Annotated in this window: 21 protein-coding genes and 2 pseudogenes; 10 read left to right on the forward strand and 13 right to left on the reverse strand. The window is 73.8% G+C overall.

Annotated features, from left to right (window positions below; genetic code table 11):
- Positions 1-178 precede the first annotated feature (178 nt).
- From V7E46_RS15550 to V7E46_RS15560, 3 genes are read left to right on the forward strand one after another with little or no spacing between them, the layout of a single operon-like run.
- Complete coding sequence (locus tag V7E46_RS15550; protein ID WP_333768963.1) at positions 179-715, forward strand: flavin reductase family protein; 537 nt, start codon at positions 179-181, stop codon at positions 713-715.
- Positions 712-1,521, forward strand: coding sequence for an SDR family NAD(P)-dependent oxidoreductase (locus V7E46_RS15555; RefSeq protein ID WP_333768964.1), 810 nt, complete (start codon positions 712-714; stop codon positions 1,519-1,521). The genes V7E46_RS15550 and V7E46_RS15555 overlap by 4 nt, the downstream gene beginning before the upstream one ends.
- A 45-nt stretch (positions 1,522-1,566) precedes the next feature.
- Complete coding sequence (locus tag V7E46_RS15560; protein ID WP_333768965.1) at positions 1,567-2,523, forward strand: aromatase/cyclase; 957 nt, start codon at positions 1,567-1,569, stop codon at positions 2,521-2,523.
- A gap of 158 nt (positions 2,524-2,681) precedes the next feature.
- Here the strand turns inward: V7E46_RS15560 and V7E46_RS15565 are convergent, their stop codons facing one another.
- The 11 genes and pseudogenes from V7E46_RS15565 to V7E46_RS15615 all read right to left on the reverse strand — a co-directional run bounded on the left by V7E46_RS15565 (position 2,682) and on the right by V7E46_RS15615 (position 14,848).
- Positions 2,682-3,689, reverse strand: a complete 1,008-nt coding sequence (locus V7E46_RS15565) for an MBL fold metallo-hydrolase (RefSeq protein ID WP_333768966.1) — start codon at positions 3,687-3,689, stop codon at positions 2,682-2,684.
- A 325-nt stretch (positions 3,690-4,014) separates the two neighbouring features.
- A complete protein-coding gene (locus tag V7E46_RS15570; RefSeq protein WP_333768967.1) occupies positions 4,015-4,935 on the reverse strand; it encodes a zinc-binding dehydrogenase in 921 nt (306 codons plus the stop codon).
- A gap of 65 nt (positions 4,936-5,000) precedes the next feature.
- Complete coding sequence (locus V7E46_RS15575; protein WP_329172311.1) at positions 5,001-5,261, reverse strand: acyl carrier protein; 261 nt, start codon at positions 5,259-5,261, stop codon at positions 5,001-5,003.
- 76 nt (positions 5,262-5,337) lie between these two features.
- Positions 5,338-6,558: a ketosynthase chain-length factor gene (locus V7E46_RS15580; protein WP_333768968.1), complete on the reverse strand. Its 1,221-nt coding sequence runs from the start codon at positions 6,556-6,558 to the stop codon at positions 5,338-5,340.
- Positions 6,555-7,856, reverse strand: coding sequence for a beta-ketoacyl-[acyl-carrier-protein] synthase family protein (locus V7E46_RS15585; RefSeq protein WP_333768969.1), 1,302 nt, complete (start codon positions 7,854-7,856; stop codon positions 6,555-6,557). Before V7E46_RS15585 ends, V7E46_RS15580 begins: the two co-directional genes overlap by 4 nt.
- Before the next feature lie 139 nt (positions 7,857-7,995).
- A complete protein-coding gene (locus V7E46_RS15590; protein WP_329172315.1) occupies positions 7,996-8,730 on the reverse strand; it encodes an SDR family NAD(P)-dependent oxidoreductase in 735 nt (244 codons plus the stop codon).
- Positions 8,731-8,913: 183 nt separating this feature from the next.
- A complete protein-coding gene (locus tag V7E46_RS15595) occupies positions 8,914-9,456 on the reverse strand; it encodes a GNAT family N-acetyltransferase (RefSeq protein WP_333768992.1) in 543 nt (180 codons plus the stop codon).
- 38 nt (positions 9,457-9,494) lie between these two features.
- Positions 9,495-9,647: pseudogene (locus tag V7E46_RS15600) on the reverse strand (LLM class flavin-dependent oxidoreductase); the annotation flags it as partial.
- A pseudogene (locus tag V7E46_RS15605) lies at positions 9,586-10,131 on the reverse strand (LLM class flavin-dependent oxidoreductase); the annotation flags it as partial. The pseudogenes V7E46_RS15600 and V7E46_RS15605, both read right to left, overlap by 62 nt.
- A 129-nt stretch (positions 10,132-10,260) precedes the next feature.
- Complete coding sequence (locus V7E46_RS15610) at positions 10,261-11,889, reverse strand: S53 family peptidase (protein ID WP_333768970.1); 1,629 nt, start codon at positions 11,887-11,889, stop codon at positions 10,261-10,263.
- Between the two features lie 115 nt (positions 11,890-12,004).
- Positions 12,005-14,848 carry an AAA family ATPase gene (locus tag V7E46_RS15615; protein WP_333768971.1) on the reverse strand — a complete coding sequence of 948 codons (2,844 nt, stop codon included), beginning with the start codon at positions 14,846-14,848 and terminating at the stop codon, positions 12,005-12,007.
- Positions 14,849-15,345: 497 nt separating this feature from the next.
- On the opposite strand from V7E46_RS15615, the gene V7E46_RS15620 reads away from it, so the two are divergent.
- The 6 genes from V7E46_RS15620 to V7E46_RS15645 all read left to right on the forward strand — a co-directional run bounded on the left by V7E46_RS15620 (position 15,346) and on the right by V7E46_RS15645 (position 21,554).
- Entirely contained in the window at positions 15,346-16,314 is a 969-nt protein-coding gene (locus tag V7E46_RS15620; protein ID WP_333768972.1) for a MetQ/NlpA family ABC transporter substrate-binding protein, read from the forward strand.
- Positions 16,315-16,427: 113 nt separating this feature from the next.
- Positions 16,428-17,498 carry a methionine ABC transporter ATP-binding protein gene (locus V7E46_RS15625; protein ID WP_333768973.1) on the forward strand — a complete coding sequence of 357 codons (1,071 nt, stop codon included), beginning with the start codon at positions 16,428-16,430 and terminating at the stop codon, positions 17,496-17,498.
- A gap of 1 nt (position 17,499) precedes the next feature.
- Entirely contained in the window at positions 17,500-18,159 is a 660-nt protein-coding gene (locus V7E46_RS15630) for an ABC transporter permease subunit (protein WP_329172340.1), read from the forward strand.
- Positions 18,160-18,267: 108 nt separating this feature from the next.
- Positions 18,268-19,200: a TIGR03564 family F420-dependent LLM class oxidoreductase gene (locus V7E46_RS15635; protein WP_333768974.1), complete on the forward strand. Its 933-nt coding sequence runs from the start codon at positions 18,268-18,270 to the stop codon at positions 19,198-19,200.
- 240 nt (positions 19,201-19,440) lie between these two features.
- Complete coding sequence (locus tag V7E46_RS15640) at positions 19,441-20,709, forward strand: S53 family peptidase (protein ID WP_333768975.1); 1,269 nt, start codon at positions 19,441-19,443, stop codon at positions 20,707-20,709.
- 287 nt (positions 20,710-20,996) lie between these two features.
- Positions 20,997-21,554, forward strand: a complete 558-nt coding sequence (locus V7E46_RS15645; protein ID WP_333768976.1) for a hypothetical protein — start codon at positions 20,997-20,999, stop codon at positions 21,552-21,554.
- Positions 21,555-21,747: 193 nt separating this feature from the next.
- On the opposite strand, the gene V7E46_RS15650 is transcribed toward V7E46_RS15645, so the two are convergent.
- Positions 21,748-22,317, reverse strand: coding sequence for a hypothetical protein (locus tag V7E46_RS15650; RefSeq protein ID WP_333768977.1), 570 nt, complete (start codon positions 22,315-22,317; stop codon positions 21,748-21,750).
- Between the two features lie 264 nt (positions 22,318-22,581).
- Here V7E46_RS15650 and V7E46_RS15655 point away from each other — a divergent pair, with 264 nt between their 5' ends.
- A complete protein-coding gene (locus V7E46_RS15655) occupies positions 22,582-23,361 on the forward strand; it encodes a DUF1206 domain-containing protein (protein WP_333768993.1) in 780 nt (259 codons plus the stop codon).
- An 85-nt stretch (positions 23,362-23,446) separates the two neighbouring features.
- On the opposite strand, the gene V7E46_RS15660 is transcribed toward V7E46_RS15655, so the two are convergent.
- A complete protein-coding gene (locus V7E46_RS15660) occupies positions 23,447-25,117 on the reverse strand; it encodes a beta-1,3-glucanase family protein (RefSeq protein WP_333768978.1) in 1,671 nt (556 codons plus the stop codon).
- Between the last annotated feature and the right edge of the window lie 812 nt (positions 25,118-25,929).

The raw sequence follows: 25,929 nt of genomic DNA on the forward strand, positions 1-25,929 counted from the left end.
TGACGCGGCCGGGGACCGGCGCGGCCCCTGCGGCCCTTCACCGCACGCCCACCGGCTCCCCAAGTCCGGCTGCCAGCATCGGCGTCGGGCCGGCCGCACGTCGCGAGCCGGCCGCGAAGCCACGAAGAACCCGCCGCGAACCCACCATGCATCCCCAGGCAGGAGGCCGGAGATGGGCATGGCACCACCCGTCGGCACCCATGTGGAGCCGCAGTTGTTCCGGCAGGTGCTCGGCCATGTGCCGACCACCGTCACGGTGGTCACCGCGGCGACCGGCGACGGTCCCGCGGGCCTGGTCGTCGGATCGTTCGTCTCGGTCTCCCTCGAACCCCCGCTGATCGGGGTGTTCATCGACGAGCGGTCGGCGAGCTGGCCGCCGATGAGCAGCGCCGGCTCGTTCACGGTGAACGTCCTCGCCCACGACCAGCAGGAGTTGTGCGCCCGCTTCGCCCGCAGCGGCGGCGACAAGTTCACCGACCTCACGTGGTGGGAGTCGCCGCACGGCAATCCGGTGCTGCCGGGGACCACGGCGTGGCTGGACTGCCTGGTGCAGCAGATCCAGAAGCTGGGCGACCACTACTTCGCGGTGGCGGAGGTGGTCGGTCTCGGTGTCGCCGGGGCCGTCCCGCCGATGGTGTTCCACCGCGGCGCGCTGCGCACCGTCGCCGGCCTCGCCCCGCACCCCCACCCGAATCCCGGAAAGGACCACTCATGACCACCGCACAGACGCAACCCCCCGCCGAGGGCCGGGTCGCACTGATCACCGGCGCCACCAGCGGCATCGGCCTGGCCATCGCGCACACCCTCGGCAGCGCCGGCATCCGGGTCTTCCTCACCGCCCGCACCGCCGAGAACGTCGAGGCGACCGTGAAGGCGCTGGACGCGGCCGGCATCACCGCCGACGGCGTCGCCGCCGACGTCCGCAAGGCGGAGGACGTCAGCCGCGCGGTGGCCGCGTGCGTGGACCGGTTCGGGCCGCTGGACATCCTGGTCAACAACGCCGGCCGCAGCGGCGGCGGGGTGACCTCGCAGGTCACCGACGAGCTGTGGTTCGACGTGATCGACACCAATCTGCACAGCGTGTTCCGGATGACCAGGGAGGCGCTGACCGCCGGCGGTCTGGGCTCCAGGCCGTCCGGCCGGATCATCAACATCGCCTCCACGGGCGGCAAGCAGGGCGTCGTGCTCGGCGCACCCTACTCCGCCTCCAAGCACGCCGTGGTGGGCTTCACCAAGGCGCTCGGCCTGGAACTGGCGCAGTCCCGCAGCGGCATCACGGTGAACGCGGTCTGCCCGGGCTATGTGGAGACGCCGATGGCCCAGCGGGTCCGCGACGGCTACGCGGCGGCCTGGGAGACCACCGCCGACGACGTGCTCACCCGCTTCAACGCCAAGATCCCGCTGGGCCGTTACAGCTCGCCAGCGGAAGTGGCGGGCATGGTCGGCTACCTGGCCTCCGACACCGCGGCCCCGATCACCGCGCAGGCCATCAACGTCTGCGGCGGCCTGGGCAACTACTGACCCCGGCCGCCCCCGCCCCTGACCGCCGATACCGGAGGGATCCCCATGGCTACCGTGCACCACACGCAGCACACCGTCACCGTCGCCGCACCGGCCGACACCGCCTACGACCTCATCGCCGACGCCGCGAACTGGCCCCGGGTCTTCCCGCCTTCGGTGCACGTCGAGCAGACCCCGCTCGGCGGCGGCGAGGAGACCGTCCGGATCTGGGCGACCGCCAACGACGAGGTCAAGAACTGGACGTCACGGCGCAGGCTCGACCCCGCCGCGCGGACCGTCACCTTCCGCCAGCAGGTCTCGCAGCCGCCGGTGGCGTCCATGGGCGGTACCTGGACCATCCGGCCGCTGTCGGCGGCGTCCTGCGAGGTGGTGCTGGACCACGACTTCACCGCGGTGGGCGACACCCCGCAGAACGTGGCGTGGATCGGGCAGGCCGTCGACCGCAACAGCGGCGCCGAGCTGGAGCGGCTGCGGGCCACGGCCGAACAGATCGCCCTGATGCCGGAGTTGTCGCTCACCTTTGACGACGAGGTGACAATCCAGGGCTCGGCCGCCGACGTGCACGACTTCATCTGGCAGGCCGAGGCCTGGGAGGAGCGGCTGCCGCACGTCAAGCGGGTGGTGCTGACCGAACCCGGCGAGGGGATGCAGACACTGGAGATGGACACCCTCGCCAAGGACGGTTCGCAGCACACCACCAAGTCGGTGCGGGTGAGCTTCCGGCCCGGCCGGATCGTCTACAAGCAGCTGCTCGTCCCCGCGCTGCTCACCGTGCACACCGGCGAGTGGATCCTGCGCGACACCCCGGCGGGCCTGTCGGCGACCTCCCGGCACACCATCGTGGTGGACCCGGACGCGGTCACCCGCGTGCTGGGGGCGGAGGCGACCGTCGCCGACGCCCGTGACTTCGTCCGCACCGCGCTGGGCACCAACAGCCTGGCCACGCTGGGCCACGCCAAGCGCTACGCCGAGGAGCGGGCCGGGCTGTCGAAGGTCGGCTGACCAGGGGCGGCCCGCGGCCGGCCGCCCCCCCCCCCCCCCGGGCCCCCCCCCCCACCCCCCCCGTGCCCCCCCCCCCCCCNCCCCCCCCCCCCCCCCCGCCCCCCCCCCCCCCCCCCCCCCCCCCCCCCCCCCCCCCCTCGGCCGTGCCCGCGGGGCCGTCAGGCCCGGCAGACCAGGGGACGGCCGCCGTTGAAGCGGGCCATCTCCTCGAAGACCGGCCCCGAGCGGATCTGGCGGTCGAGTGGCAGCCCCGCCGCCTCGGCGTACGCTCGGTGCAGATTCGCCACCAGCCGCTCCGGCTCGCGCAGTTCCGCGTACGGCCCCAGGTCCGCGCGTACCGCGGCCTCGTACGGGCTCAGGCCGTCGGCGAGACCGCGCACGGCGAGCCCCTGCACCCAGCGCAGATACGCCCCGGTGGCGTCCAGCACCTCGGGTCCCGCGACCGGCCCGTGCCCGCCGACCACCACCTCGGGGCGAAGGGCGCGCAGCCGGTCCAGGACCGCCAGCGAACCGGACACCGAGCCCATCAGGACGAAGGGCGTGCAGCCGGGCAGCAGGACGTCGCCGGCGAAGAGCACCCGGCGCTCGGGCAGCCACGCCACGGTGTCGCTGACGGTGTGCGCGGTCCCGAGGTCGAACAGCTCGACCCGCAGTCCGCCGACGTGCAGCGTCAGCCGGTCCTCGAACGTGACGGTGGGCAGGGTGAGTTGGAGGTCGCCCCAGGGGGTGTCGGGCCACACGTACCGCAGCGCGGTGCCCTTCTCCGCCATCACCTCCCGGGTACGCGCCGAGGCCACGACGGCCGCGGCGGGCGCGAAGACGGCGTTGCCGAAGTGGTGGTCGCCGTGGTGGTGGGTGTTCACGACGATCGCCGGCTCGTGCGGGGTGAGCGCGGCCACGGCGTCACGCAGCAGCCGGACCCGGGCCTCGGTGGCGGCGGTGTCGATCAGCGCGGTCACGCCGTCGCCGACGACGATCCCCGCGTTGCCGAGGCACCAGCCGCCGTCCGGCTGCACGAAGGCGTGCACGCCGTCCGCGAGGCGCTGCGTGTACGGCGGATCCGGCGGCGGCCCCGGCGCGGGCGGTTCGGGAAGCGCCGCGGGCCGGCCCGGGGCCGGGGGCGGGGCGGGATCCGCGTGCTGGGCGCGGGTCACAGGAGGAGTCATGGCTCCACGGTCCCCGCCCCCGCTGGGAGGAGGTTCGTGGCGGGCTGAACGGCGGGCGCGGGCCGGACCGGGCGGCGGCCGGGAGCCGGGACGCCGACCGCCCGCCGGCCCCGGTGCCGCCCGCCGACCCGGACGGCCGGGGCACGCGCCGAGCCGGGCAGCCGCGGGCGCCCGCCGGGCACGGCAGCCGGCACGGCGGCGAGCACACTCATCGGCAGCGGCACACGCGGCGGCCCCGGTCGCCGCGGTCCGCAGGGGGACCGCCGCGGCCGGGGCCGTCACACCCCGCCGCCCGCCCGCCAACACACGGGCAAGCGGCGGGCGTTCAGAGCGCCAGCACCAGTTTCCCGTCCACCTTCCGGTCCTGGAGCCGCTGGAAGGCCGCGGTCGGATCGGTCCAGTCGGCGACCAGGGCGACCTGCGGGTCGATCCGCCCGTCGGCCACCGACCGGACGAGGAAGTCCAGGTCCCGGGCCACGTTCTGGCGGGTGATCTCCTCGAAGAGGTAGAGGTACCGCAGCCCGACCCCGGGCCGCAGCCGGCCCCAGTCCAGCGGCAGCCGCAGCTCGGCGCGCGCGGTGTTGCCGAAGCAGACCACAGACCCGCCGGGCACGACCGTCCGGAACGCCTGGGTGAGCACCTCGCCGCCGCAGCTGTCCAGCAGGACGTCGACGGGCTCGGTCTGCTCGGCGCCGTACAGCTCGACGTCGTCCGCGCCCAGCTCGGCGAGCCCCGCGGCCCGCTCGGCGGAACCCACCCAGGCGACGACCCGTGCGCCGGCCGCCGCGGCGAGCTGCACCGCGAGCCGCCCGACACCCCCGGCCGCGCCTGTGACCAGCACCGTGCGGCCCAGCAGCCGGCCGCCGTGCAGCAGCGCGTAGAGCGCGGTCAGGCCTGCCACGGGCAGCGCGGCGGCGGTCGGCAGGTCCACGGAGGCGGGCAGGACGGCGAGCCGGCCGGTGTCGACCGCGACCCGCTCGGCCCAGCCGTCCAGGTCGGCCAGGCCGAGCACGCGGGTGCCCGCGGCGGGCCCGGTGCCGTCGGCCGCGGCACGCAGCACGGTGCCCGCCACGTCCCAGCCGAGCCGTGAGCCGGGCGGAAGCTGGCCGACCAGTGACAGTTCGCCGCGGTTGACGGCCACCGCGCCGACCGCCACCAGCGCCTGCCCCGGCCGGGGTTCGGGCTCGGCGACCGAGTCCAGCCGCAGGCCGAAGTCACCGCCGGCCGCCGTGACGAGTGCTTTCACGAGATACCCCGCTTTCTCCGCGGATCACGAATGAGGGAAGCCCGGGGGCGCCGCTGCGCCCGGGCTCAGGCCGCCGCGTTCAGCAGCCCGTTGACCAGATCGAGCATCTCCCGCGGAGTGGCCGCCGTCTGCGCCGCGTCGTCCTCAAGGCTGATGTCGTAGGCGAGTTCCACCATGCTGGTCACTTCGAGCATGGCGAGCGAGTCGTACCCGAGGTCGGTGAAGGGCGTGTCGACCGCGTCGCCGTCCAGGCTGGGTACGTCGGCGCCCTCGCCGCCCGCCTTGGTCAGCATGTCCTTGAGGTCGTCGAGGGTGATCAGGGGCATGGCTGCGTCTCCTCCTGTGTGGTCCTGTCCTGGGTGTTCCTGAACGGCCCCGGGCGGGGGCCCGGCGGTCGGCCGGTCATGCGGCCGCGCGGACGACGAGGGCGGCGGTGAACCCGCCGGTGCCGCGGGCGAGGACCAGCGCGCTGTGCAGGGCGGCCTGCCGGGGGGCGAGGACGAGGTCGAGGTCGGCCGCGGCGCCCGCCGGGTCCGTGACATGGGCGGTGGGCGGGACCACCTGGTCGCGCAGCGCCAGGAAGGCGGTGGCCGTGTCGAGCGCTGATCCGCCCGAGGCCAGCCGTCCCACCATGGTCTTGGGCGCGGTGACCGGGACCGCGCCGGCGCCGAAGACCTCGGTGATCGCCTCGGCCTCGGCCCGGTCGGGTTCGGGCAGTCCGACCGCGTCGGCGAACACCACGCCGATGTCGGCCGGCTCCAGCCCCGCGTCGGCCAGCGCCTGCCGGATCACCCGCGGCAGCGCTTGGGGGCGCCCGGTGTACGGCGCCGGGTCGATGCCCGAGGAGTAGCCGGCGATCTCGCCGTAGATCTTGGCGGCGCCGCGGGCCCGCGCGGCCTCGGCCTCCTCGACCACGATGATCGCCCCGCCCTCCCCCGGCACCCAGCCGCCGGCCGCGGTGTCGAAGGGCAGGTAGGCGCGTGCCGGGTCGTCGCCGGTGCTCAGCTGGCCGCTGGACAGGTACGCCACCCAGCCCCACGGCGACAGGGCGCCGTCGACCCCGCCGGTCACCACGAAGGGGGTGCCCTTGCGGATGTGGCGGCGGGCCTGGCCTGCCGCGTCCAGGCCGCCCGCCTGCTCCGAGACCAGGACGCCGCTGGGCCCGCGCATGCCGTGCCGGATGGAGATCTGGCCGGTGTTGACCGCGTAGAACCAGGCGAAGGACTGGTAGGCGCTGACGTGCCTGCTCCCCCGGCTCCAGAGCTTCTCCAGCTCCCGGTGGCCGAATTCGAAGCCGCCGTAGGCGTTGGCGGTCACCACGCTCATGCCGAATTCGTCCAGGTCGGTCGGGACGGCGCCCGCGTCGGACAGCGCCCAGTCGGTGGCGGCCAGCGCGAGCCGGGTCATGTGGTCGGTCTGCGGCATGAGCCGGCCGGGGATGTGCTCGGTGGGGTCGAAGTCGCCGATCTCACCGGCGAGCCGGCAGGGGTAGCCGGCGGGGTCGAAGCGGGTGATGCGGCCGATGCCGGACTCGCCGTTGAGGGTGGCCCGCCAGTAGTCCTCGATGCCGAGGCCGTTGGGGGCCGCGACGCCGAGTCCGGTCACCACCGCGGTCGCGGTCATGCGAGCCGCCGCTCGGGCCTGGCCAGCACCATGGCGCTCTGGAAGCCGCCGAAGCCGCTGCCGACGGTGAGGACGGCGTCGGTGCGGTGCTCGCGCGCGACCAGGGGTACGTAGTCCAGGTCGCACTCGGGGTCGGGCTCGTGCAGATTCGCGGTGGGCGGCACGATGCTGTGCTCCATGGCCAGCGCGGAGGCGGCGATCTCGATGGAGCCGACGGCGCCGAGCGAGTGCCCGATGACCGACTTGATGGAGCTCATCGGGGTCCGGTAGGCGTGGTCGCCGAGGACCCGCTTGACGGCCGCGGTCTCGTGCCGGTCGTTCTGCTTGGTGCCCGAGCCGTGGGCGTTGATGTAGTCGATGGCGTCGCCGTTCATCCGGGCCTCGTCCAGGGCGACCCTGATCGCCTCGGCCATCTCCCGTCCGTCGGGGCGCAGTCCGGTCATGTGGTAGGCGTTGCAGCGGGCCGCGAAGCCGGCGATCTCGGCGTAGACGCGGGCGCCGCGGGCGAGCGCGTGGGACAGCTCCTCCAGTACGAACATCGCGCAGCCCTCGCCGAGGACGAAGCCGTTGCGGGTCCGGTCGAAGGGGCGCGAGGCGTGCTCGGGGTCGTCGTTGCGCGGCGAGGTGGCCTTGATGGCGTCGAAGCAGGCCACCGTGATCGGGGAGATCGGCGCGTCGGTGGCGCCGGTGATCATGACGTCGGCCGAGCCGTCCCTGATGAGTTCCGCGGCGTGCCCGACCGAGTCCAGGCCCGAGGTGCAGCCCGCGGAGACCACCACGGCCGGCCCCTCGGCGCCCACCTCGCGGGCGACCTCGGCCGCGAAGGAGGACGGCACGAACCAGTCGTAGAGGTGCCGGGCGCCGTAGGCGTGGTCCACCAGCCAGGACTGCCCGGCGTCGCTGACCACGGCGTACTCCCGGTCCAGGCTCATGGTGGCGCCGACCGCGCTGCCGATGGTGACGCCGGTCCTGTAGGGGTCGAGGGCGTCGAGGCCGCTGTCGGCGACGGCCTCCCGGGTGGCGACGACGGCGAACTGCGCGGCCCGGTCGAGCCGCCGGATCTGCTGATGGCCGAGCCCTTCAGCGGCCGGGTCGAAGTCGACCTCGCCGGCGATCCTGGACCGGAAGGGGGAGGCGTCGAAGAGGGAGATGCTCCGGGTCGCGGTGCGTCCCGAGGTGAGCGTCTCCCAGAAGGCCTTGGTGCCGGTCCCGCCGGGGGCGATCACCCCGATGCCGGTGATGACCACCCGTCGGCCCGGCGCCGGCCGGGCGGTGTCGGTCGTTGCCTTGTCCGTCATTCCGCTGACCTTCCGCTGCTGGCTGTCGGAGATGGGTGCTGTGACGTGCGGGCTTGCGAACGAGCGTGTGAGAGAGGTCTGGTGGGTCGCTGGTGGCGCGGGCCACCGCTGCTGGTACGCGTGGGCTCGGCGGACCGTGTCACCAGCTCAGGCCGCCGTTGACCTCCAGGACATGGCCGTTGACATAGCGGGAGCTGTCGGCGGCCAGGAAGACCGCGGCGTCCGCGACCTCGTCGGCGGCGCCTGCCCTGCCGACCGAGATCTTGCCGCTGAAGTGGCTCCACACCCGTTCGTTGCGGGCCAGCTCGCGGCCCATGCCCTCGTCGATGAAGCCGGGGCTGAGGCAGTTCACGGTGACGCCGCGGGCGGCGAACTCCACCGCGGCGACCCGGGTGAACATCTCGATGCCCGCCTTGGACGCGGCATAGGCGGCCGAGCCGCGGGCGACCCTGGTGGCCAGCGCGGACGACATGGTGATGACCCGCCCGCCGCCGCTCTTCTCCAGGTACGGCACGGCCTCGCGGGCGCACAGGAAGGTGCCGTTGAGGTTGGTGTCGATGACCTCGGCCCAGGCGTCCGGCTCCAGGTCCGCGCTCGGCCCCGGCCGGCTGACCCCGGCGTTGGCGACCAGGACGTCGAGCCGCCCGTAGGCGTCGTGGACCGTACGCATCAGGGCGCGCACGGACTCGGGGTCGCGGACGTCCGCCTGCTGGAAGGCGAGGTCGCCGCCGGGCGGGGGCAGTTCACCGGCCGGCCCGGCGCCGCGGGCCGCGCACACGACCCGGCAGCCCTCCTTGACGTAGGCCTCGGCGATGGCGCGTCCCAGGCCCTTGGTACCACCGGTGACGATGGCGACTTTCCCGGCGAGCCGCACGGTGTCCTCCTGAGGGGTTCGTGAACGGGAGGCCACCCACGCTACGAAGACCCGTCGAAGGGCCGCTCGACGCCCGATGGGAGCGCGCTGGGCGTTCGCTGCCTCCCGGGCGCTGCCCTCGACTCCGCCGCGTGTCCGGGGCGTCCGGCCCGCCGGGCGGCCGGACGCCCCGGACGTGCCGCTTCACGGCCGCCCGGCGCTCCGCGTCACGGGGTGCGCCCGAAGTCGACCCGGGGGGGTCGGCCGGAAGTCCCCGGGGCGCACCGGCTCCGAGCCCACCAGCCGCTTGGCGAAGGGCAGCGGGCCGCCCAGCGTCTCCGGGTCGGCCGCCACGTCGAACAGCGCGGTGTAACCGGTGGTCAGGTACAGCCCCTTGGCCTCCGGCTGGCGCGGCCCGGTGGTCAGATAGACCCGCAGATAGCCGGCCGCCGCCGCGGCCCGCTCCAGTTCCGCGACGATCCGCCGGGCCAGTCCCTGGCGGCGGTGCCCGCTGTGCGTCCAGATCCGCTTCAATTCCGCGGTCTGCTCGTCGTAGCGGCGGAAGGCGCCGCCGGCGACCGGCTCGCCGTCCCGCAGCAGCAGGATCAGCAGCCCGCCGCCGGCCGGCTCGAACTCCTCCGGCGGGTAGCGGACCAGTTCCCTGCTCGCGCCGGCCAGCGAGGGGTAGCGGGTGGTGTACTCGTACTCCAGCTCCTCCAGCAGCGGACGGACCAGCGGGTCGGCCATCGTCGCCGTGCGCACCTCGAAGTGCGGGGTGGTCGCTGTCACTTGCCGGTCCTTTCCGCGTCGCGCCTGGCGACTTCCTCGCGCACCAGCGGGATGACGTGCCGGCCGAAGCCGATGGCGTCGTCCAGCAGGTCGTAGCCTCGTGCCGAGATGATGTCCACGCCCAGGTCGTCGTAGTCGAGCAGCGCCTGCCGCCGCGCTGTTGCCGCCGACCCAGACGGGCAGCGGTGCCGCGCCGTCGCCGGCCTCCGCGGGCCATGCCTCGCGCAGGGCGGCCAGGTGCTCGTCGGTGAGCCTGCCGCACTCGGTGGAGGGCACGCCCAGCGCCTCGAACTCCTGGCGCGCCCCGCCGGCGCCCACCCCGAGCACCAGCCGCCCGCCGCTGAGCTGCTGGAGGCTGGCGGCCGTCCGGGCAACCAGCAGCGGACGCAGGTAGGGCAGGATCAGTACGGTGGTGCCCAGCCGCAGCCGGGTGGTGGGGCCGGCCAGCCAGGACAGTGTGGTGAACGGCTCGTAGAAGGGCGCAGGACAGCGCTCGGCCACGTCGGGCGTGCCGGCCACATGGTCCGACACCATCAGCAGGCCGTAGCCGAGCCCCTCCACGACGTGCGCCCATTCGCGCAGCACTCCGGGGCTGGAGGCGCTGATGGACGAGCTGGCCGGTTTCGGCAGCACGACGACCAGCGTCGTCTACAGCCAGACGCTGCCCTACCGGGGCCCGGCCCGGCCCGCCGCCGACACGGACTGAGCCGCCCGCCCGTCCCGGTCGGGGACGGGCGGGCGGTTCGGTCGCCGCCGGTCAGTTCACTGGCTCAGCAGCTTCGCCGCGAGGGTGGCGGCGTTGTAGGAGCCCCAGCCGGTGGTGAAGTCCCAGCCCGCCGCCGCGGAGTAGGCACCGTTGCTGCCACTGGTGATGTCGTGGAAGCCGGTGCCGTTCGCCTTGTAGAGCGCGGGGTTGGCGAAGCCGAGCCGGGCCTTGCCCGCGGCCGCCGCCTGCTGGTTGTAGACCGCGGCGAAGGCGGCCCACTCGGGCGCGGCGGCGCTGGTGCCGCCGACCTGGCCCCACTGTCCCTGCGAGTAGATGGACACCCCGGGCGAGGGGTTGGCGAGCGCCGAGACGTCAGGGACCTGGCGCTTGCCGCCGCCCTGGCTCTTCTGGACCGGCACCTGCCAGCTCGGGATGCTGAACACGCTGGACTTGCCGCCCCCGCCGCCGGACCAGGCGGTCTCCCGGCTCCAGGCGTTGGAGGAGGTCACCGTCAGCGTGGTGCCGCCGACACCGGTGACGTTCGGGTCGCTGGCCGGGTAGTCGACGGAGGTGCCGCCGCTGCCCGCGTCGTCGGAGCCGCTGTCGCCGGAGGCCGCGAAGAAGCTCAGGCCCTCGGCGGCGCCCTGCGCGAAGACCGCGGAGACGGCGCTGATGTTGGAGCTGGTGCGCAGCGTCTCGGCCAGGCCCCAGCTGATGGACGTCACGGGGATGCCGCTGTCCACGATCGCCTGGTAGGTCTGGACCTCGCCCGCGTCGGAGTTGGGACCCTCGAAGACGGTGACCTTCGCGGCCGGGGCGACGGCGTTGACCACCTCGATGTCCAGCTCGACCTCGACCTGGCCGCCGCCGATCGGCCCCGAGCCTCCGCTGACCTTGTGTACGGTGGGAGCCGTCGAGGCGAGCCCGTAGTGGCTGTCGTACGTGGTGATGTTGGACTGCTGGAAGCCGTCGAATTCCAGCAGGGCGACCTGCTGGCCGCTGCCGGTGTTGCTGCTGGAGACGTTGTACCCGCCCTTGATCTGCGCCGGGGTGTAGCCGCCGCCGGGGCCGTTGTGCGGGGTGACGGCCGCGGGCGCCTGGTGGTGCAGCTGGTTGCGGCTGTTGAGGCCGGAGACGTCGCTGATGAGGGCGCCGACCGAGGCCGGCAGCGTGGGCGCGGCGTCGTTGGCGTAGAAGGTGCGGCCCGATGCGTTGTCCTTCCACGTCGACAGGCCGGTGCCGAACGCCTTCTCCAGCTGGGCGGCGGTGCCGGTCGCGTCGATCAGCAGGTTGCCCGAGTGCACGGTGCCGACCTTGAGGCCCTGCGCGCGCAGGTAGTCGGTGACCTGCTTGACCTCGGCGTCGGTGCGGCCGAAGCGCGCCGTGAACTGGCTCTTGGTCAGGTAATGGCCGTAGGAGGCCGACGCGGGGTCGCTGACCTGGGCGACGAAGGTGTCCAGCGCCCTGTTGTCGCGTGGCGCCAGGCTGACCGCGACGGATATGCGGTCGGTGGCGGCGACGGTGCCGGTGCGTACGGCGTGGGAGTTGAGCCCGGTGAGCACGTCGCCGGTCAGCGTGGTGCGGGCGGCGTCCGGCTGCGCGGTGGCGGCGAACGCGGCCGGGACGGCTGCGAGCAGCAGGGCCGGGGTGGCGGCAGCGGCCAGCAGTTTCAGACGTAGGGTCACGAAGGTCCTCCATGGGGAATCCGGTTCCCCTGGTCGGGGCCGGACGGTTCGGGACCTGACCAACGCTAGGGAGCGGTGTGGCGCCGCATAAGCGTGGGAACCCTTGCGCCTGTTGTTACGGATGCGTTTCGCGCGGGACCCGGGGCACGGACGCCAGTGCGTAGGCCAGCGCCGTGCGCGACCGCACCCCGAATCTGCGGTAGAGCCGTGACAGGGTGCCCTCGACGGTCTTGACGCTGATGAACAGCTCGGCGGCGACCTCGCGGTTGGTCGCTCCGACGCGCACCAGTTCGGCGATCCTGGCCTCGGCCGGGGTCAGTTCCGTGACTCCGGCGCCGTCCACCGTCCCGTCCACCCGGGCGAGTTCGGCCGCGGCCCGGTCGGCGAGCGGTACGGCGCCGGCGCGTTCCGCGAGCAGCCGCGCCTCGGAGAGCAGCGCCCGGGCGGTGCTCCGGTGCCGGGCCCGGCGCTCGACAGTGCCGAGCGCGGTGAGCGTACGCACCAGGTCCACCGGCAGATTCAGCGGGCGCAGCCGCTCCGCCGAGGACCGCAGCAGGGCCGCGCCCTCCTTGGGGCGGCCGTCCGCCGCCTCCCGCAGCCCCTCGGCCCGCTCCAGCGAGGCCAGGACGCTGCCCGGCATCCGCCCGGCGTGCCCGCGGGCCTCCCGCAGCACCTCGCCGGCGGCGGCGGTCTCGCCGAGGCCCACCAGTGCCTCCGCGAGGTCGGCGTGCCAGCCCAGCAGCGGGGGGTCGGCCGCGCCCATCCGGTCCCCGATCCGGGCCACCTGGCGCAGCGACTCGACCGCTTCGGCCACCTGCATGCGGTCGCCGCTGAAAAGGCCTGCCTGGCCGAGCGCCGCGAGCGCCCGCAGCAGGAAGAGCTGGTCGCCGTCCGCCTCCGAGGCGCGCACGGCCCGTACGGCCAGCCGCCGCGCCTCGTCCGCGGTGCCGCCGAAGGTCTGGGCGAGGGCCGCGGCGTAGAGCGCGGGCGCCGACTCCATGCCCGCCGCCGCGGCGACCCGCGTGCAGCGGGCCGCGGTGTGCAGCGCCTCGCGGCAGGCGCCGGCCCGCACATGGGCGCGGGTGAGCGCCACCAGGGTCGCCACGGTCGACTCGACACCGTCCGACTCCCCTGCGGCGGGCAGGAGTTCGGCCAGTTCGCGGCGGGCGTCCTCGACCCGGTCGGAGTCCAGGGCGAGCACCGCGCGCATCCGGATCAGGCCCCAGCTCCGGGGGCCGCCGCCCGCGACCTCGACGGCCTGCGCCAGGGCGTCGGCGGCGCCCGCGGTCTCCCCGGCCAGCGACAGCACCCGGGCCAGCGTGGACAGCGCGGCGATCCGCGCCCCGCCGTCCCCGGCCAGCGCCGCGCACCGGGCGGAGTGCCGGGCGTGCCCGGCCGCTTCCGCCAGCGCGCCGGTCAGCAGGCCGCGCAGCGCCGCCCAGTGGTAGAGCGCCGCCTCCAGTTCGGGGGCGCCGGCCGCGTCGCGCAGCCCGTCCTCGATGAGTTCGGCGTGGTCGCGCAGCGCCTGGCCCGCGCCCCGCAGCAGCACCAGCCGGGCGCGGACCCGGTGCCGGGCCGAGTCGGAGCGGGCGAGCACCGTGCGGGCGGCCCGCTCTGACTCCTCCCAGCGGCCGGCGTCGCAGGCGAAGTCGCCCGCCTCCAGCAGGCGTTCGTCGCGTTCGCGCGGGCGGGCCTGCGGGGTCCTGCGGACGGCGAGTCCGGCGAGTTCGACGGCGGCGTCCGGTTCGCCGCGGTGGCGGGCCGCACGGGCGGCGGCCATCAGGGCGGCGGCGGTGCCCGCGTCCTCCTCCGGGCGGGCGAGGGCGGCGTGGCGTGCGGCCTCGGCGGGTTCGGCCACGGCGGCGGCCAACCGCTCGTGCACGCGGCGGCGTTCGGCGTCGGTGGCGTCGCCGTAGAGCGCCGCGCGCACCACGGGATGCCGGATGCGTACCGACTGCTCGGCGTCCGCCGCGGCCACTCCGGCCCGCTCGGCCTCGTCCAGCGCGGCGGCCGGCTCGGCCACACCCGCGGCCCGCAGCAGCGGCAGGGTCGGCCGGGCGGCGGCGCACGCGACGAGCAGGGCGTGCCGGGCGGACGGCGAGAGGGCGGCGACCGGCGCCAGGACGAGGGAGCGCAGCTCCGCGGGCACCGGCAGGAGGCCGCCGCTCTCCGCTGGCAACCCCGCCCGCGCAGCGGACCGGCCCAACTCGGCGGCGTAGAAGGGGTTTCCGGCCGCCGTGCGCAGGACGGCCCGCAGGACGGGCAGCGGCAGGACGATCCCGGCGGCGAGCAGCACGCGGACCATGCCGTCGTCGGCCAGCGGCGGCACGGCCAGCTCGGCGGCGCCGGGCGGGCACCAGTGGGTGTACTCGGGGCGCCGCCCCTCGGCCACCCGCTCCGCGACGGCGATCCGGATGCCGGCGTCGTCGATCCGCCTGCCCACGAAGGCCAGGACGTCGGCGCTGGGTTCGTCCAGCCACTGGACGCCGTCGACGACCAGCAGCACCGGCGCGGTCCCGGCCAGCCGGCGCAGCGCGTCGAGCACGGCGACGCGCACCGCGAGGGCGTCGGGCCTGCCGCCCGGTCCCGGGCGGTGCAGCAGCGCGGTCAGCAGCGCGGTGCGCGGCCCGGCCGGAAGGGCGGCGACCACCTCGTCGGGCACCCGGGCGAAGAGGTCGATCAGCCCGAGGTAGGGCAGCGCGGCGTCCTCGGGCGCGGGCGAGCAGCGCAGGACGGCGGTGCCGCGCTCCAGGGCGGCAGCCGCCACCCCGGCCAGCAGGGTCGACTTGCCGATACCGGCCGGCCCGTGGACCAGCAGCGCCTTGCGCTCCCCCAGCAGCCGCAGCGCATCCCGCGCCGGCGCCCCCTTCCCGGACCCGGCGTCCGCCCCCTCCCGCCACGGGTCCTGCCGCGGGTCCGGCTGGCTCGGCGATACGTCGGCGACGACTCGCTCCGGCACGTTGCGGCCTCTCCTTCTGGTCCGGAGCCGCGGGGACGCGGCAGCCGGCCACTCACCGTTTCATGTGCTCATGACAACCATCGGAATACCGTGTGTCAATGCCGCCGTGCACGGGCCGACCGGCGGACCGCCCGAGGCGGCCGGGCGCCGACGGGGAGGACGCGGGCCGACCGTGTGATCACGCACATCACCCGCGCGTCGAAACACCGCCCGGGAAGCTGCTAGCGTGTCCGCCATGCGTGCGCCCCTGTTGACGAGCCGACGAGCGGTCGACTACGTCCAGGTCGCCAGCTCCCTGTGTTGCTGACACCGTCGCGACACCGCACTGCCTGAGGTCCGCACAGAACCTCCCTACGGCCGTGCCCGCTTCCCCCTCCGCGATCACCGACTGATCGCCGCAGCCGCCTGTCCGGGTGCGCGTACTCCGGTACGCCCGCCGCGGTCGCGGCTGCCCTCTGACCGAACTGCCTTTCCCCGAACTGCTGGAGGTACGTGTCATGGCTGAGCCGTCCCCGTCGAGCGGAACCCCGGAGCCGTCGCCCGACGAGCCGCAGCTGCCGTCTCGCGGTTCCGGCCGGCGCCGCCTCACGTGGATCGTGTCGGCCGCGGTGGTCGTCGCCGCCGCGCTGGTGGTCACCCTGGTCCTGACACTGAGCGGCGGCTCCGACGGGTCCAAAACGATACGCGTCGGCGTCGTCGACGCCTCCCAGCCGTACTGGAAGACGTACGCGGCGCTGGCCAAGAAGCAGCTCGGCGTCACCGTGAAGTTCGTCAACTTCAACGACTACAGCCAGCCCAACCCGGCGCTGAAGCAGAAGCAGCTCGACCTCAACGAATTCCAGCACATCCAGTACCTGGCGAACTACAACGTCACCGCGCACGACGACCTCCAGCCGATCGGCGCCACCGCGGTCTACCCGCTGCCGCTGTACTCGCTGAAGTACGACAAGGCGTCCGACCTGCCGGACGGCGCGAAGGTGGCGATCCCCAACGACGCCATCAACGAGGCGCGCGGCCTGCTGGTGCTCCAGGCCGCCGGCCGGCTCACGCTCAAGGACGGCGGCAGCGCCTTCTCCACCACCGCCGACATCCTCACCCACAAGGTCGACGTCACCGCGCTCGACGCCTCGCAGACCGCCGGCGCGCTGCAGAACGGCTCGGTGGCCGCCGCGATCGTCAACAACAACTACGCGACCAGCGCCAAGCTGCCCACCTCGCGGGCGATCTTCCAGGACGACCCGTCCAGCTCCAGCGCCGCGCCCTACGTGAACATCTTCGTCGCCCGCAAGGCCGATGTGAACGACTCGCTCTACCTCAAGCTCGCCGCGCTCTACCACGACCCGTCCGTCGAGAAGGGCGTCCAGCAGGCCAACGGCGGCACAGCCGTCTTCCGCACCACCTCGGCCGCCGACCTCCAGGCCGAGCTGACGACCGTGCAGCAGCAGGCCGAGGCCGCGAAGAAGTAGCCCGGCCGGCCACCGGCACCCAGCAGTCCGACGCGCCCTCGGGCGCCCCAGCACACCGGCCCGGCGGCGGCACCGTCCTCCCGCCGCCGGGCCGGCCCCGAGTGAGGAGACCGATGCCCGCCGACAGCCGGCCGACCCCCGTGCCCGCACCGGTGCACGTACGCTTCGACCAGGTCGGGAAGTCCTTCCCCGGCAAGGACCGCAAGGCGGCGCCGCATGTGGCGCTCGCCGATGTGAGCCTGGAGATACGCCGCGGCGAGGTGTTCGGCGTCATCGGCCATTCCGGGGCCGGCAAGAGCACCCTGGTACGGCTGATCAACGGCCTGGAGGTGCCGACCGCGGGCCGCGTCCACGTCGGCCCGCACGAGCTGACGGCGCTCAGCGAGCGCGGGCGGCGCGAGGTGCGGCGCGACATCGGCATGATCTTCCAGCAGTTCAACCTCTTCCGCTCGCGTACGGTCGCGGGCAATGTCGCCTACCCGCTGAAGGTCGGCGGGGTGCGCCAGCCCGAACGCGACCGCCGGGTGGCGCGGCTGCTGGACTTCGTCGGACTGCTCGACCGCGCCCACGACCACCCGGAACGGCTGTCCGGCGGGCAGAAGCAGCGAGTGGGCATCGCCCGCGCGCTGGCCACCGAGCCCTCGCTGCTGCTGGCGGACGAGGCGACAAGCGCGCTCGACCCGGAGACCACCGGCGAGGTGCTCGCGCTGCTGCGCCGGGTCAACCGCGACCTCGGCGTCACCATCGTCATCATCACCCACGAGCTGGACGTCATCCGCTCGGTCGCCGACCGGGTCGCGGTGCTCGACTCGGGCCGGGTGGTCGAGACCGGCAGCGTCTACGACGTCTTCGCCCGGCCGCGGACCGGGGCCGCCGCGCGCTTCGCCGGCGCGACGCTGCGCGACCGCCCGTCGCCGGAGACACTGGCCCGGCTGCGCGCCCGGCACCCCGGACGGCTGGTGACCTTCCGGCTGCGCGACCAGGCGGGCCTCCAGACCCGGCTGGCGCGGACCTTCCTGGACCACAAGGTGGCAGCCGACATCGTCTTCGGCGGCATCAGCGAACTCCAGGAGCGCCCGGTCGGCAGCCTGACCTTCGAACTCACCGGTCCTGACGGCGCGGTGGACGCCGCGCTCACGGCGCTGCGCACGGACGGCGTCGACCTCGTCGAGGAGGAAGCCTGAGATGCACGAGTTCCTGGACAACCTGTCGGTCTACCGGGAGGCGATCCGGCAGACCTTCTCCATCGTCAGCGTCTCCCTGGTGGCCGGCGGCGTGCTGGGCCTGGCCCTCGGACTGGTGCTGTACGCCACCCGCCCGGGCAGTCTGCTCGGCAACCGGGCGGTCTTCCTGGCCGTCAACGTGCTGGTCAACGTGGTGCGTCCGGTGCCGTTCGTCATCTTCATCACCGCGATCCAGCCGCTGATGCTGCACACCATCGGCACCACGATCGGCACGACCGCGGTCACCTTCGCGCTGTCGCTGTCGGCCGCGTTCGCGATCAGCCGGATCGTGGAGCAGAACCTGCTCACCGTCGACCCCGGGGTGGTGGAGGCCGCCCGCGCCACCGGCGCCCGGCCGGTCGGCATCCTGCTGACGGTGCTGATACCCGAGGCCCTCGGGCCGCTGATCCTCGGCTACACCTTCGTCTTCGTCGCGATCGTGGACATGTCCGCGCAGGCCGGGCTCTTCGGCGGCGGCGGCCTCGGCGACTTCGCGATCACCTACGGCTCGCAGCGCTACAACTGGCCGGTCGTCTACATCACCGTCGCCACGATCGTCGTCATCGTCCAGGCCGGGCAGTTCCTCGGCAACTGGCTGGCCCGCCGCGCCCTGCGCCGCTGACCCGTCCGCCCCCTCACGCCGCTCGGCAGCCGATGACGCTCCGCGACGACACAAACCTGTCACACACGGGCCGGAATGTGCCGCCGCCCGCCGGTGGTTCGCCCTGACATGACTGTAGGAGTTGCACTCGACGCGACCGGTGCTGCCAACCAGATCGACGCCACGGTGGCGCTCGCGAGACAGGCCGCCGCCGCGGGACTGCGGTCCGCGTGGTTCGGGCAGACCTTCGGCGCCGATTCGCCGCAGCTCGCGGCGATCGTCGGGCGCGAGGTACCGGACCTCCAGGTGGGCACGTCCGCGATCCCGGTCTTCGGGCGCCACCCACTGCTCGTCTCCAGCCAGGCCCAGACCGCGCAGGCGGCCACGCACGGCCGCTACCACCTCGGGCTCGCGCTCGGCACCAGGCTGCTCACCGAGGCCGGCTTCGGCATCCCGTACGAGCGGCCCATCGCCCGGCTGCGCGAATTCCTGCTCGCACTGCGCCAGTTGACCGAGACCGGCGCCGCCGACTTCCACGGCGAGCTGCTGACCGCGACCACTCCGGTGCCCGCGCGGGTGCCGGGCGCCGAGGGCGGGGTGCCGCTGCTCGTCGCCGCCATGGGGCCGCAGGCGCTGCGGGCCAGCGGCGAACTCGCCGACGGGATCCTGCCGTATCTCGCCGGGCCGCGCGCCCTGGCCGAGCACATCGTCCCGGCCGTCACCGCAGCGGCGAAGTCCGCGGGCCGCCCCGCGCCCCGGATCGTGGCGCTCGTGTACGGGGTGGTGACCGACGACGCCGACGCGGTGCGGGAGAAGGCCACCGAGCAGCTCGCCTTCTACGAGCAGTTCCCGTCCTACGCACGGGTCATCGGGCTGTCCGGCGGCGAGCGGGCCGCCGATGTGGCCGTGATCGGCGACGAGGCGACGGTCGCCGCCGAGGTGCGGCGCTACCGGGACGCCGGGGCGACGGAAGTGGTCTTCTCGGGCACGGAGATCGCGGGCGAAGCCGATCAGCGCCGCACCTGGGCCCTGCTGGGGGAACTGGCCCGGGGCCGGTCGTAGGGATCCCGCGCGCGCCGGGCTGTACGCCCCCGTGACCGCCCGGCGCACGCGCCGTGCGCGCCGGCGTACCCGGCGTCCCGTACGCCACAGCATTGGCAAAGCGCGTGTATTACCTCTGCCAAATTTTCGCTTGACGCGGGCACGTCAGGTTACGGTCCTCCCATCACTCCGCTCACACCACGCAGCCGAGTGGTCACGCGTCACGCAAGCCCTCTGCCCCACCCCGACAGGAGGCACCAGTTGCGCACCTCTTCCACCCCCCGTACCGGCGGCCCGCTCTCGTTACGCCGCGCAGGCCTGGCACTCACCGCGGTGACCGGCCTGGTCCTGTCCGGCGCCGCCCTGGCCGCACCCTCGGCCGACGCGGCGGCGTCCACGACCTCGCACCGGCTCACCACCGCGCGATCCTGTGCGGTCGCCAGCAAGCCGGGGATGATGGCGTGTTCCGCCCTGAAGGTCACCAGCGGCGCCGACTCGCTGGCCCCGGCCGCCCGTTCGGCGTCGGGCGTGGTCAACCCCGCCGCCACGCCGTCCGGTTACGGCCCGGCCGACCTGCACAGCGCGTACGCGCTCCCCACCACCGGCGGTTCCGGCGCGACGATCGCCATCGTCGACGCGCAGGACGACCCCAACGCCGAGTCGAACCTCGCGACGTACCGGTCGACGTTCGGCCTGACTCCGTGCACCACGGCCAACGGGTGCTTCAAGAAGGTCGGCCAGAACGGCACGGGCTCGCTGCCGAGCCCGGACGCGGGCTGGGCCGAGGAGATCTCGCTCGACCTGGACATGGCCAGCGCGATCTGCCCGCAGTGCCACATCCTGCTGGTGGAGGCGAACTCGGCGACCATGGCGAACCTGGGCACGTCCGTGAACACCGCGGTCTCGCTCGGCGCGAAGTACGTGTCCAACAGCTACGGCGGCGGCGAGTCGTCCTCGGACACCTCGTACGACAGCCTGTACTTCAACCACCCCGGCGTGGCGATCACGGTCAGCTCGGGCGATAACGGCTACGGCGTCGAATACCCGGCGGCCTCGCGCTACGTCACCGCGATCGGCGGCACCACGCTGAAGCGGTCGAGCACCCCCCGCGGCTGGACCGAGACCGCCTGGTCCGGCGCCGGCTCCGGCTGCTCGCGCTACGACGCCAAGCCGACCTGGCAGAAGGACACCGGCTGCACCCGCCGTACGGTCGCCGACGTCTCCGCGGTCGCCGACCCGGCCACCGGTGTCGCGGTCTACGACACCTACGGCGGCGACCCGGGCTGGGAGGTCTTCGGCGGCACCAGCGTCTCCTCGCCGATCATCGCCGCGGTCTACGCCCTCGCGGGCACCCCGTCCGCCGGCTCGTACCCCGCGTCCTTCCCGTACGCCCACCCGTCGGCGCTCAACGACGTCACCAGCGGCTCGAACGGCTCGTGCGGCGGCTCGTACCTGTGCACGGCAGGCCCGGGCTACGACGGACCGACCGGTCTGGGCACCCCGAACGGCGTGACGGCCTTCCAGGGCTGACCCGCGGCACCACCCGGCCCGGCGGGATGTACGGTCCGGCACCGCATTCCACGGAATTTGCGGCTGGTTGAACAAAGCACGTAACACTTCCGCTACTTTTGACTTCCCGCGGATCCCGTCCGCCCGGGAAGACGACTCGCGTCACTGCGATACCCACACGTACCAAAAAGACCAACCAAACCCACCTGATCCACACCGGTCCCACCTGCTTACGGCGTGGGCCGGTGTGCCGCTATTCTCAGCTCCCGAGCGCTCGTTGAGCGACGCCGATAGGGAGACAAGACGCTATGACGCACGATGTACCGCCGCCACCCGGCTCGCCGCCCCCTCCGCCGCCGCAGACCGGCGGTCCTTCCGGGACCACTTTCGACCCGGCTTCGGTGAACCGACTCGACTGGGCAATTCTCGGTATCGGGTTCATCGTGTTCATCTTCTCGTTCTTCGACTACTACTCGTGGGATTTCGGGAGCGGATACGGCCTCGACCTCGGCAGCGTGAGTTGGAGCGCCTGGCACTTCAGCCACGGGTTGTTCATAGCCTGGTTCGCGATGGTCATCACCGTGCTCGCCGCGGCCGTGCTGGCGGTCAGCCTGTTCGCGCCGGCGGTCGAACTGCCCGCGCCCGCCCGGCTGCTGACCTTCCTCGGCTTCGCGGTCGGCTTCGTGCTCTACCTCATCGCGATCTTCGCCCACTCCGACTTCGGTCCGGCCGGCGGTCACGGGTTCAGCTTCTGGGTCAGCCTGATCCTCGCGGGCGCCGGCGCGGTCATCGCGCTCATGCGTGCCCAGCAGACCGACACCGTGCTGCCGGGACAGCTCGGCAAGCTCCCGCGCGTCGGCCGGTAGGACGGCAGGACGCGCCCTCGGCGCCGGCACCGGGCCGGGGGCCCCCCCCCCCCCGCCCGGGGGGGGGGCGGGGGGCGGGGGGGGCGGCCCCCCCGGCGGGGNGTCGGCTTCGTGCTCTACCTCATCGCGATCTTCGCCCACTCCGACTTCGGTCCGGTCGCGTGTACGGCACCGCGGGGCGGCCCGGCCACCGCTAGGCCGCGTGCCGGATGTGGCCGCCCACCATGTGGGTGTCCGCGCGGTCCGCGGGCGTGGTGTCGGCCAGAGCGTCCCGCATCCGCTGCAAGCGGTGCAGCGTGGCGCCGCCGACCAGGTAGAGGTAGGCGAAGAACACCGCGCTGAAGACGCCGAAGCCGATGGTGTGCCACAGGCTCGACGTGAACGCGGACAGGACGACGACCGCGATGAGCAGCGCCGCTATGAACACCAGCGCGCTCTTGCGGTGCCGGGTGCGGTTCAGCCGCTGGTCGACCAGTTCGCGCATCGCGTGGCGCCGCTCGGCGTCCTGCGGCACCTCGCCCCGGCGCAGCATGTGGTCCAGCACGACGAGTTCGTCGGCCGACCCGCCCGCCACGGCACGCTCGCGCTGCCGGCGCCTGACGGTCATCCACACCGCGCCCAGCGAACAGGCCACCACCCGCACCAGCACGCCCAGCGGCGACCTTCCCGGATTGAGCAGCAGCACGAAGGCCGCGGCCAGCAGCCAGGCGGCCGTGAACTGGAGCCACAGGTGCCGGGCGAAGAGATCCTTGATCCTGCGCATCGGTCGATCCCCCTTGGTGTCAAGGCTGTTGGGATTTGCCTACCCGCGTCCGCGAAAGTCACCGCGGCCGTGTGCGGAAAGGCGCCGTATCGGGCCGGGGCGTGCCGCGCGGAGCCCGGCGTGAGGTGGGCCGCGGGGGTTCCCCCAGGCCCGCGGCCTGCGAGGTGCGTCAGCACGGCCTGCCGGGGCAGTCGGAACCGTGTGAAGACGCAAGCGGCACAATCGACAGGCCGACGCACCGCCGGACGCGTGGCCGACAGCAGGATGGTGGAAGTCTGCGGTCGCGCGGGCTTCGTGGCACGCGGGGTGATCTACGTCCTGATCGGCGTGCTGGCGGTACGGATCGCGTTCGCCGACAGCGGCGGCCAGCAGGCCGACCGCGGTGGCGCGCTCGCGGAGATCGCGCACAAGCCCTTCGGCAACGTGATGCTGTGGCTGCTGGGCATCGCGCTGATCGGCATGGCGATATGGCGGCTGTCCGAGGCGGCCTTCGGGCAGCCGGGGCCTGACGGCGACAAGGCGGGCAAGCGCGCCGCGGCGGCCGGCCGCTGTGCCTTCTACGGCTTCGTGTCGTATTCCGTGCTCGCCTACACGGCCGGCGACAAGGGCAGCGGCAGCGGATCGACCGACAAGCGGACCGACGACGTGACCGCCAGGGTCCTGGACTGGCCGGGCGGCCAGTGGATCGTGGCGATCGCCGGTGTCGCCGTGGCCTGCACGGGCCTGTGGATCGCGGCGCGCGCCGTCATGCACAAGTACCGCAAGCACCTGAAGATGTCGGAGATGTCCCCGGCGGAGCGCAAAGCGGTCGACGTGCTCGGGGTGTTCGGGGGATCGGCACGGGGCATCGTGTTCGCCACCGCGGGCGCCTTCGCCGTGGCGGCGGCAGTCCAGCACACACCGGGCAAGTCCAAGGGCATGGACGACACGCTCCGCTCCTTCACCGGTACGCCGGCGGGGCCGTGGCTGCTGGTGCTCATCGCCGTCGGCCTGATCGCCTTCGGCGTGTTCTCCTGGGCGAACGCCCGGTGGCGCAAGGTCTGACGCGCACCGCTGCGCGCCGCCCGTCCGGTGGCGGGGCAGCCGGCGTACGATGCCGACCGCTCCTGTGGCCCCGCCACCGGGGCGGTCAGTGCGTGAAGGTGAACCAGTTGATGTTGACGAAGTCGGATGTGCTGCCCGCGAAGACCAGGTAGACGTCGTGGACGCCGGTGGTCTGGGCGGTGACGTTGGCGGGCACGCTCTGCCAGGTCTGCCAGCCGCCGCTGCTGCCGAAGTCGATCTCGGCGATCTTCGTCCCCGTGGTGCTGCCCAGCCGCACCTGGATCGCGCCGCTGACACCGCTCGCCGCGCCCGAGGCCAGCCGGGCGACGAACTGCGCGGGCGAGGCGGAGCCGAAGTCGACGCCGGAGTACTTCAGCCAGTCGCCGTTGGACAGATAGCCCACGTCCTGGCCGCCCCCGGAGTCGGTGCAGCTCTCCGTCTGGGCACCGCTCTGCGCGCTGAAGGACTCCGCCTGGATGGTGCCGTACGCCCCCGTTCCGCCGCTGGGCGGGGTCGTGGTGCCGGAACCGGCCCCCGGGCCCAGGGCGATGGTCCAGGAGGTCGGGGCGCCGTCCTGGAGGTGCCCGTCCACGGGCGCGGCGCCGGTGGGGCCGACGTCGTCGTACGGGAAGGCGTATCCGATGGTGGCGTACTGGTGGACGAGCCGGGCGTAGTGGTTGGTCGTCGCGCCCTGGTAGTACTGCGAGGGGGTGACGCCGTTGGGCTGGGAGGAGCCGCCGCTGACCAGCAGCGAGCTGCGGTTGAGGGCCGCGGCCAGCCGTGCGGCGACCGCCCCGCGCGCGTCCCCGCCGGAGTTGTAGAGCGGCCCGCTCGCGCAGCCGAAGATGTCGACCGCGCTGGGCTTGGTGAAGGGCACGCCGTTGGTGTTGAGCCCGGCGAAGGTGAGCACACCGCCGGAGACCGTGCCGTTGTAGGCGCCGATGGCGCCCTGCCCGTCGACGGTCAGCGTGTGGGTCTGGAAGTAGCTCCAGACCTGGTCCAGGTAGGAGTTCCAGTAGGACCCGAAGTCGGTCGGCGAGTGCGCGGGCGCCAGGATCCGCAGGGCGGCGCCCGAGGAGTCGGTGGCGACCAGCTTGTCCCAGGGTGCCCCGTCCGCGCTGTGCTGGGCCTTGAGGCCCGCGGCGATGGAGCCGAGCGCCCCGCTGGGCAGCGGGCTCACCGACTGGGCCCCGCCGCTGCCGGTCGACGCCATGGACACCGGCAGCGCGACCATGTCGACGTAGCTGATGTTGGCGTAGAGGTTGGCGCTGTTGTATGTGAACTCGCAGAAGGTCCAGTTGGTCAGCCAGTTGGGGTCGGTGCTGGTGAACCCGGGCTGCACCAGGCCGGGTACGCCGCCGTTGCCGCCGGGCGGGTTGACGAAGAACTGGATCTTCTTGCCGACCGAGAACCACACCCGGCCGCCGATGACGTAGTCCTGGAGGGTGAGGCGGGTGGCCGCCGAGCCGGAGGCGCCGAGCGCGATCGAGTAGTCGGCGGTCGGGGTGAGGACCGACGAGGGGCTGGGCAGCCGCTTGAAGTGCCCGTCGGCGCCGACGAATCCCGGCCAGCCCGAGGTGTCGGATCCGCTGATGTAGGCGTAGACCGTGCCGCTGCCGGAGTTGTTCTGCAGGGAGATCGGCAGCGAAGCGGTCGCGGCCGACGCCCGGGAGGCGAGGCCCGGCGACCACAGCGGCGAGGTGCCCGCCGCGGTCAGGCCGGCGGCGGCGGTGATGAAGGAACGTCTGGAGACCATGTACTCCTCCTGGGGAGGCACGGGCGGGTGCGGCGGCTTCGGGCCGTCGCACCCGCCCAGGGTGGGGGGATTCACGGGTGGAGAGGTGCTCGCTCAGGACGGCAGGCGCCACTGCTGGTCGATCCCGCCGGTGCGGTCCCGGATCTCCGCCCGGGTGCCGGGGCAGCCGGGCGTCGCCGCTGCCGCCGCCCCGGCGCGGGGCGGGGCGGTGCGGGCGGCAGCCCCGGCCGGCGGACCGGCCTGGCGTTGACATGTGATCGCTCTTGATTGAACCTGTGGACATGCCAAGTCGTCAAGATACGAGAGAGCGCTCTCATTCCGGATGACCGGCGGCCCCCGGGAATGGCGTCAGGTGGCGCCGCCGATGGCAGGATCAGTGGCACGAAGGTACGTGCGGTCGGGGCGTCGGCCGACCGCGGCCGAAGGGTGCGCACCGCCCCGGTCAGGCCCACGGTCCCCGGGCCGCAGCACAGATGGAGCGCGCCGTCCTCGCTCTGCCCACCCTCGACCAGCGCGCCGCTCACGTGACCGGCGCGGGTTGGCCGGCAACGGCGGACGCGGCCGGCCGATCAGCACCGGACAGCAGGCCGCCGGCACCCTCGGCCTGCTCGACACCTCGGCCTGCCGAGGGGACGGGGGCTCGCTGAGATGCGAGGTCCGCGCGGGGGGAGGAGTGTGGAAGGACGGGGGCCGCCGTTCGACGGCGGCACCACCCCTTTTGCGGTGCCGGGCGAGTTCTCCGCACGGTGTTCGTCCGCTGCGGACAGTTCCGCCCGCCATGGCGCCGGGGTGCGCCGGGACCCCGTCCGAGT

The organism is Streptomyces sp. IBSBF 2435, from assembly GCF_036815005.1.
GTDB lineage: Bacteria > Actinomycetota > Actinomycetes > Streptomycetales > Streptomycetaceae > Actinacidiphila.

Bases quoted from the DNA above. Each gene is read 5' to 3' on its own strand.
- V7E46_RS15550 (WP_333768963.1), top strand. From the start codon at position 179: ATGGCACCACCCGTCGGCACCCATGTGGAGCCGCAGTTGTTCCGGCAG.
- V7E46_RS15555 (WP_333768964.1), top strand. From the start codon at position 712: ATGACCACCGCACAGACGCAACCCCCCGCCGAGGGCCGGGTCGCACTG.
- V7E46_RS15560 (WP_333768965.1), top strand. From the start codon at position 1,567: ATGGCTACCGTGCACCACACGCAGCACACCGTCACCGTCGCCGCACCG.
- V7E46_RS15565 (WP_333768966.1), bottom strand. From the start codon at position 3,689: ATGACTCCTCCTGTGACCCGCGCCCAGCACGCGGATCCCGCCCCGCCC.
- V7E46_RS15575 (WP_329172311.1), bottom strand. From the start codon at position 5,261: ATGCCCCTGATCACCCTCGACGACCTCAAGGACATGCTGACCAAGGCG.
- V7E46_RS15580 (WP_333768968.1), bottom strand. From the start codon at position 6,558: ATGACCGCGACCGCGGTGGTGACCGGACTCGGCGTCGCGGCCCCCAAC.
- V7E46_RS15585 (WP_333768969.1), bottom strand. From the start codon at position 7,856: ATGACGGACAAGGCAACGACCGACACCGCCCGGCCGGCGCCGGGCCGA.
- V7E46_RS15595 (WP_333768992.1), bottom strand. From the start codon at position 9,456: ATGGCCGACCCGCTGGTCCGTCCGCTGCTGGAGGAGCTGGAGTACGAG.
- V7E46_RS15620 (WP_333768972.1), top strand. From the start codon at position 15,346: ATGGCTGAGCCGTCCCCGTCGAGCGGAACCCCGGAGCCGTCGCCCGAC.
- V7E46_RS15625 (WP_333768973.1), top strand. From the start codon at position 16,428: ATGCCCGCCGACAGCCGGCCGACCCCCGTGCCCGCACCGGTGCACGTA.
- V7E46_RS15630 (WP_329172340.1), top strand. From the start codon at position 17,500: ATGCACGAGTTCCTGGACAACCTGTCGGTCTACCGGGAGGCGATCCGG.
- V7E46_RS15635 (WP_333768974.1), top strand. From the start codon at position 18,268: ATGACTGTAGGAGTTGCACTCGACGCGACCGGTGCTGCCAACCAGATC.
- V7E46_RS15645 (WP_333768976.1), top strand. From the start codon at position 20,997: ATGACGCACGATGTACCGCCGCCACCCGGCTCGCCGCCCCCTCCGCCG.
- V7E46_RS15650 (WP_333768977.1), bottom strand. From the start codon at position 22,317: ATGCGCAGGATCAAGGATCTCTTCGCCCGGCACCTGTGGCTCCAGTTC.
- V7E46_RS15655 (WP_333768993.1), top strand. From the start codon at position 22,582: ATGGTGGAAGTCTGCGGTCGCGCGGGCTTCGTGGCACGCGGGGTGATC.
- V7E46_RS15660 (WP_333768978.1), bottom strand. From the start codon at position 25,117: ATGGTCTCCAGACGTTCCTTCATCACCGCCGCCGCCGGCCTGACCGCG.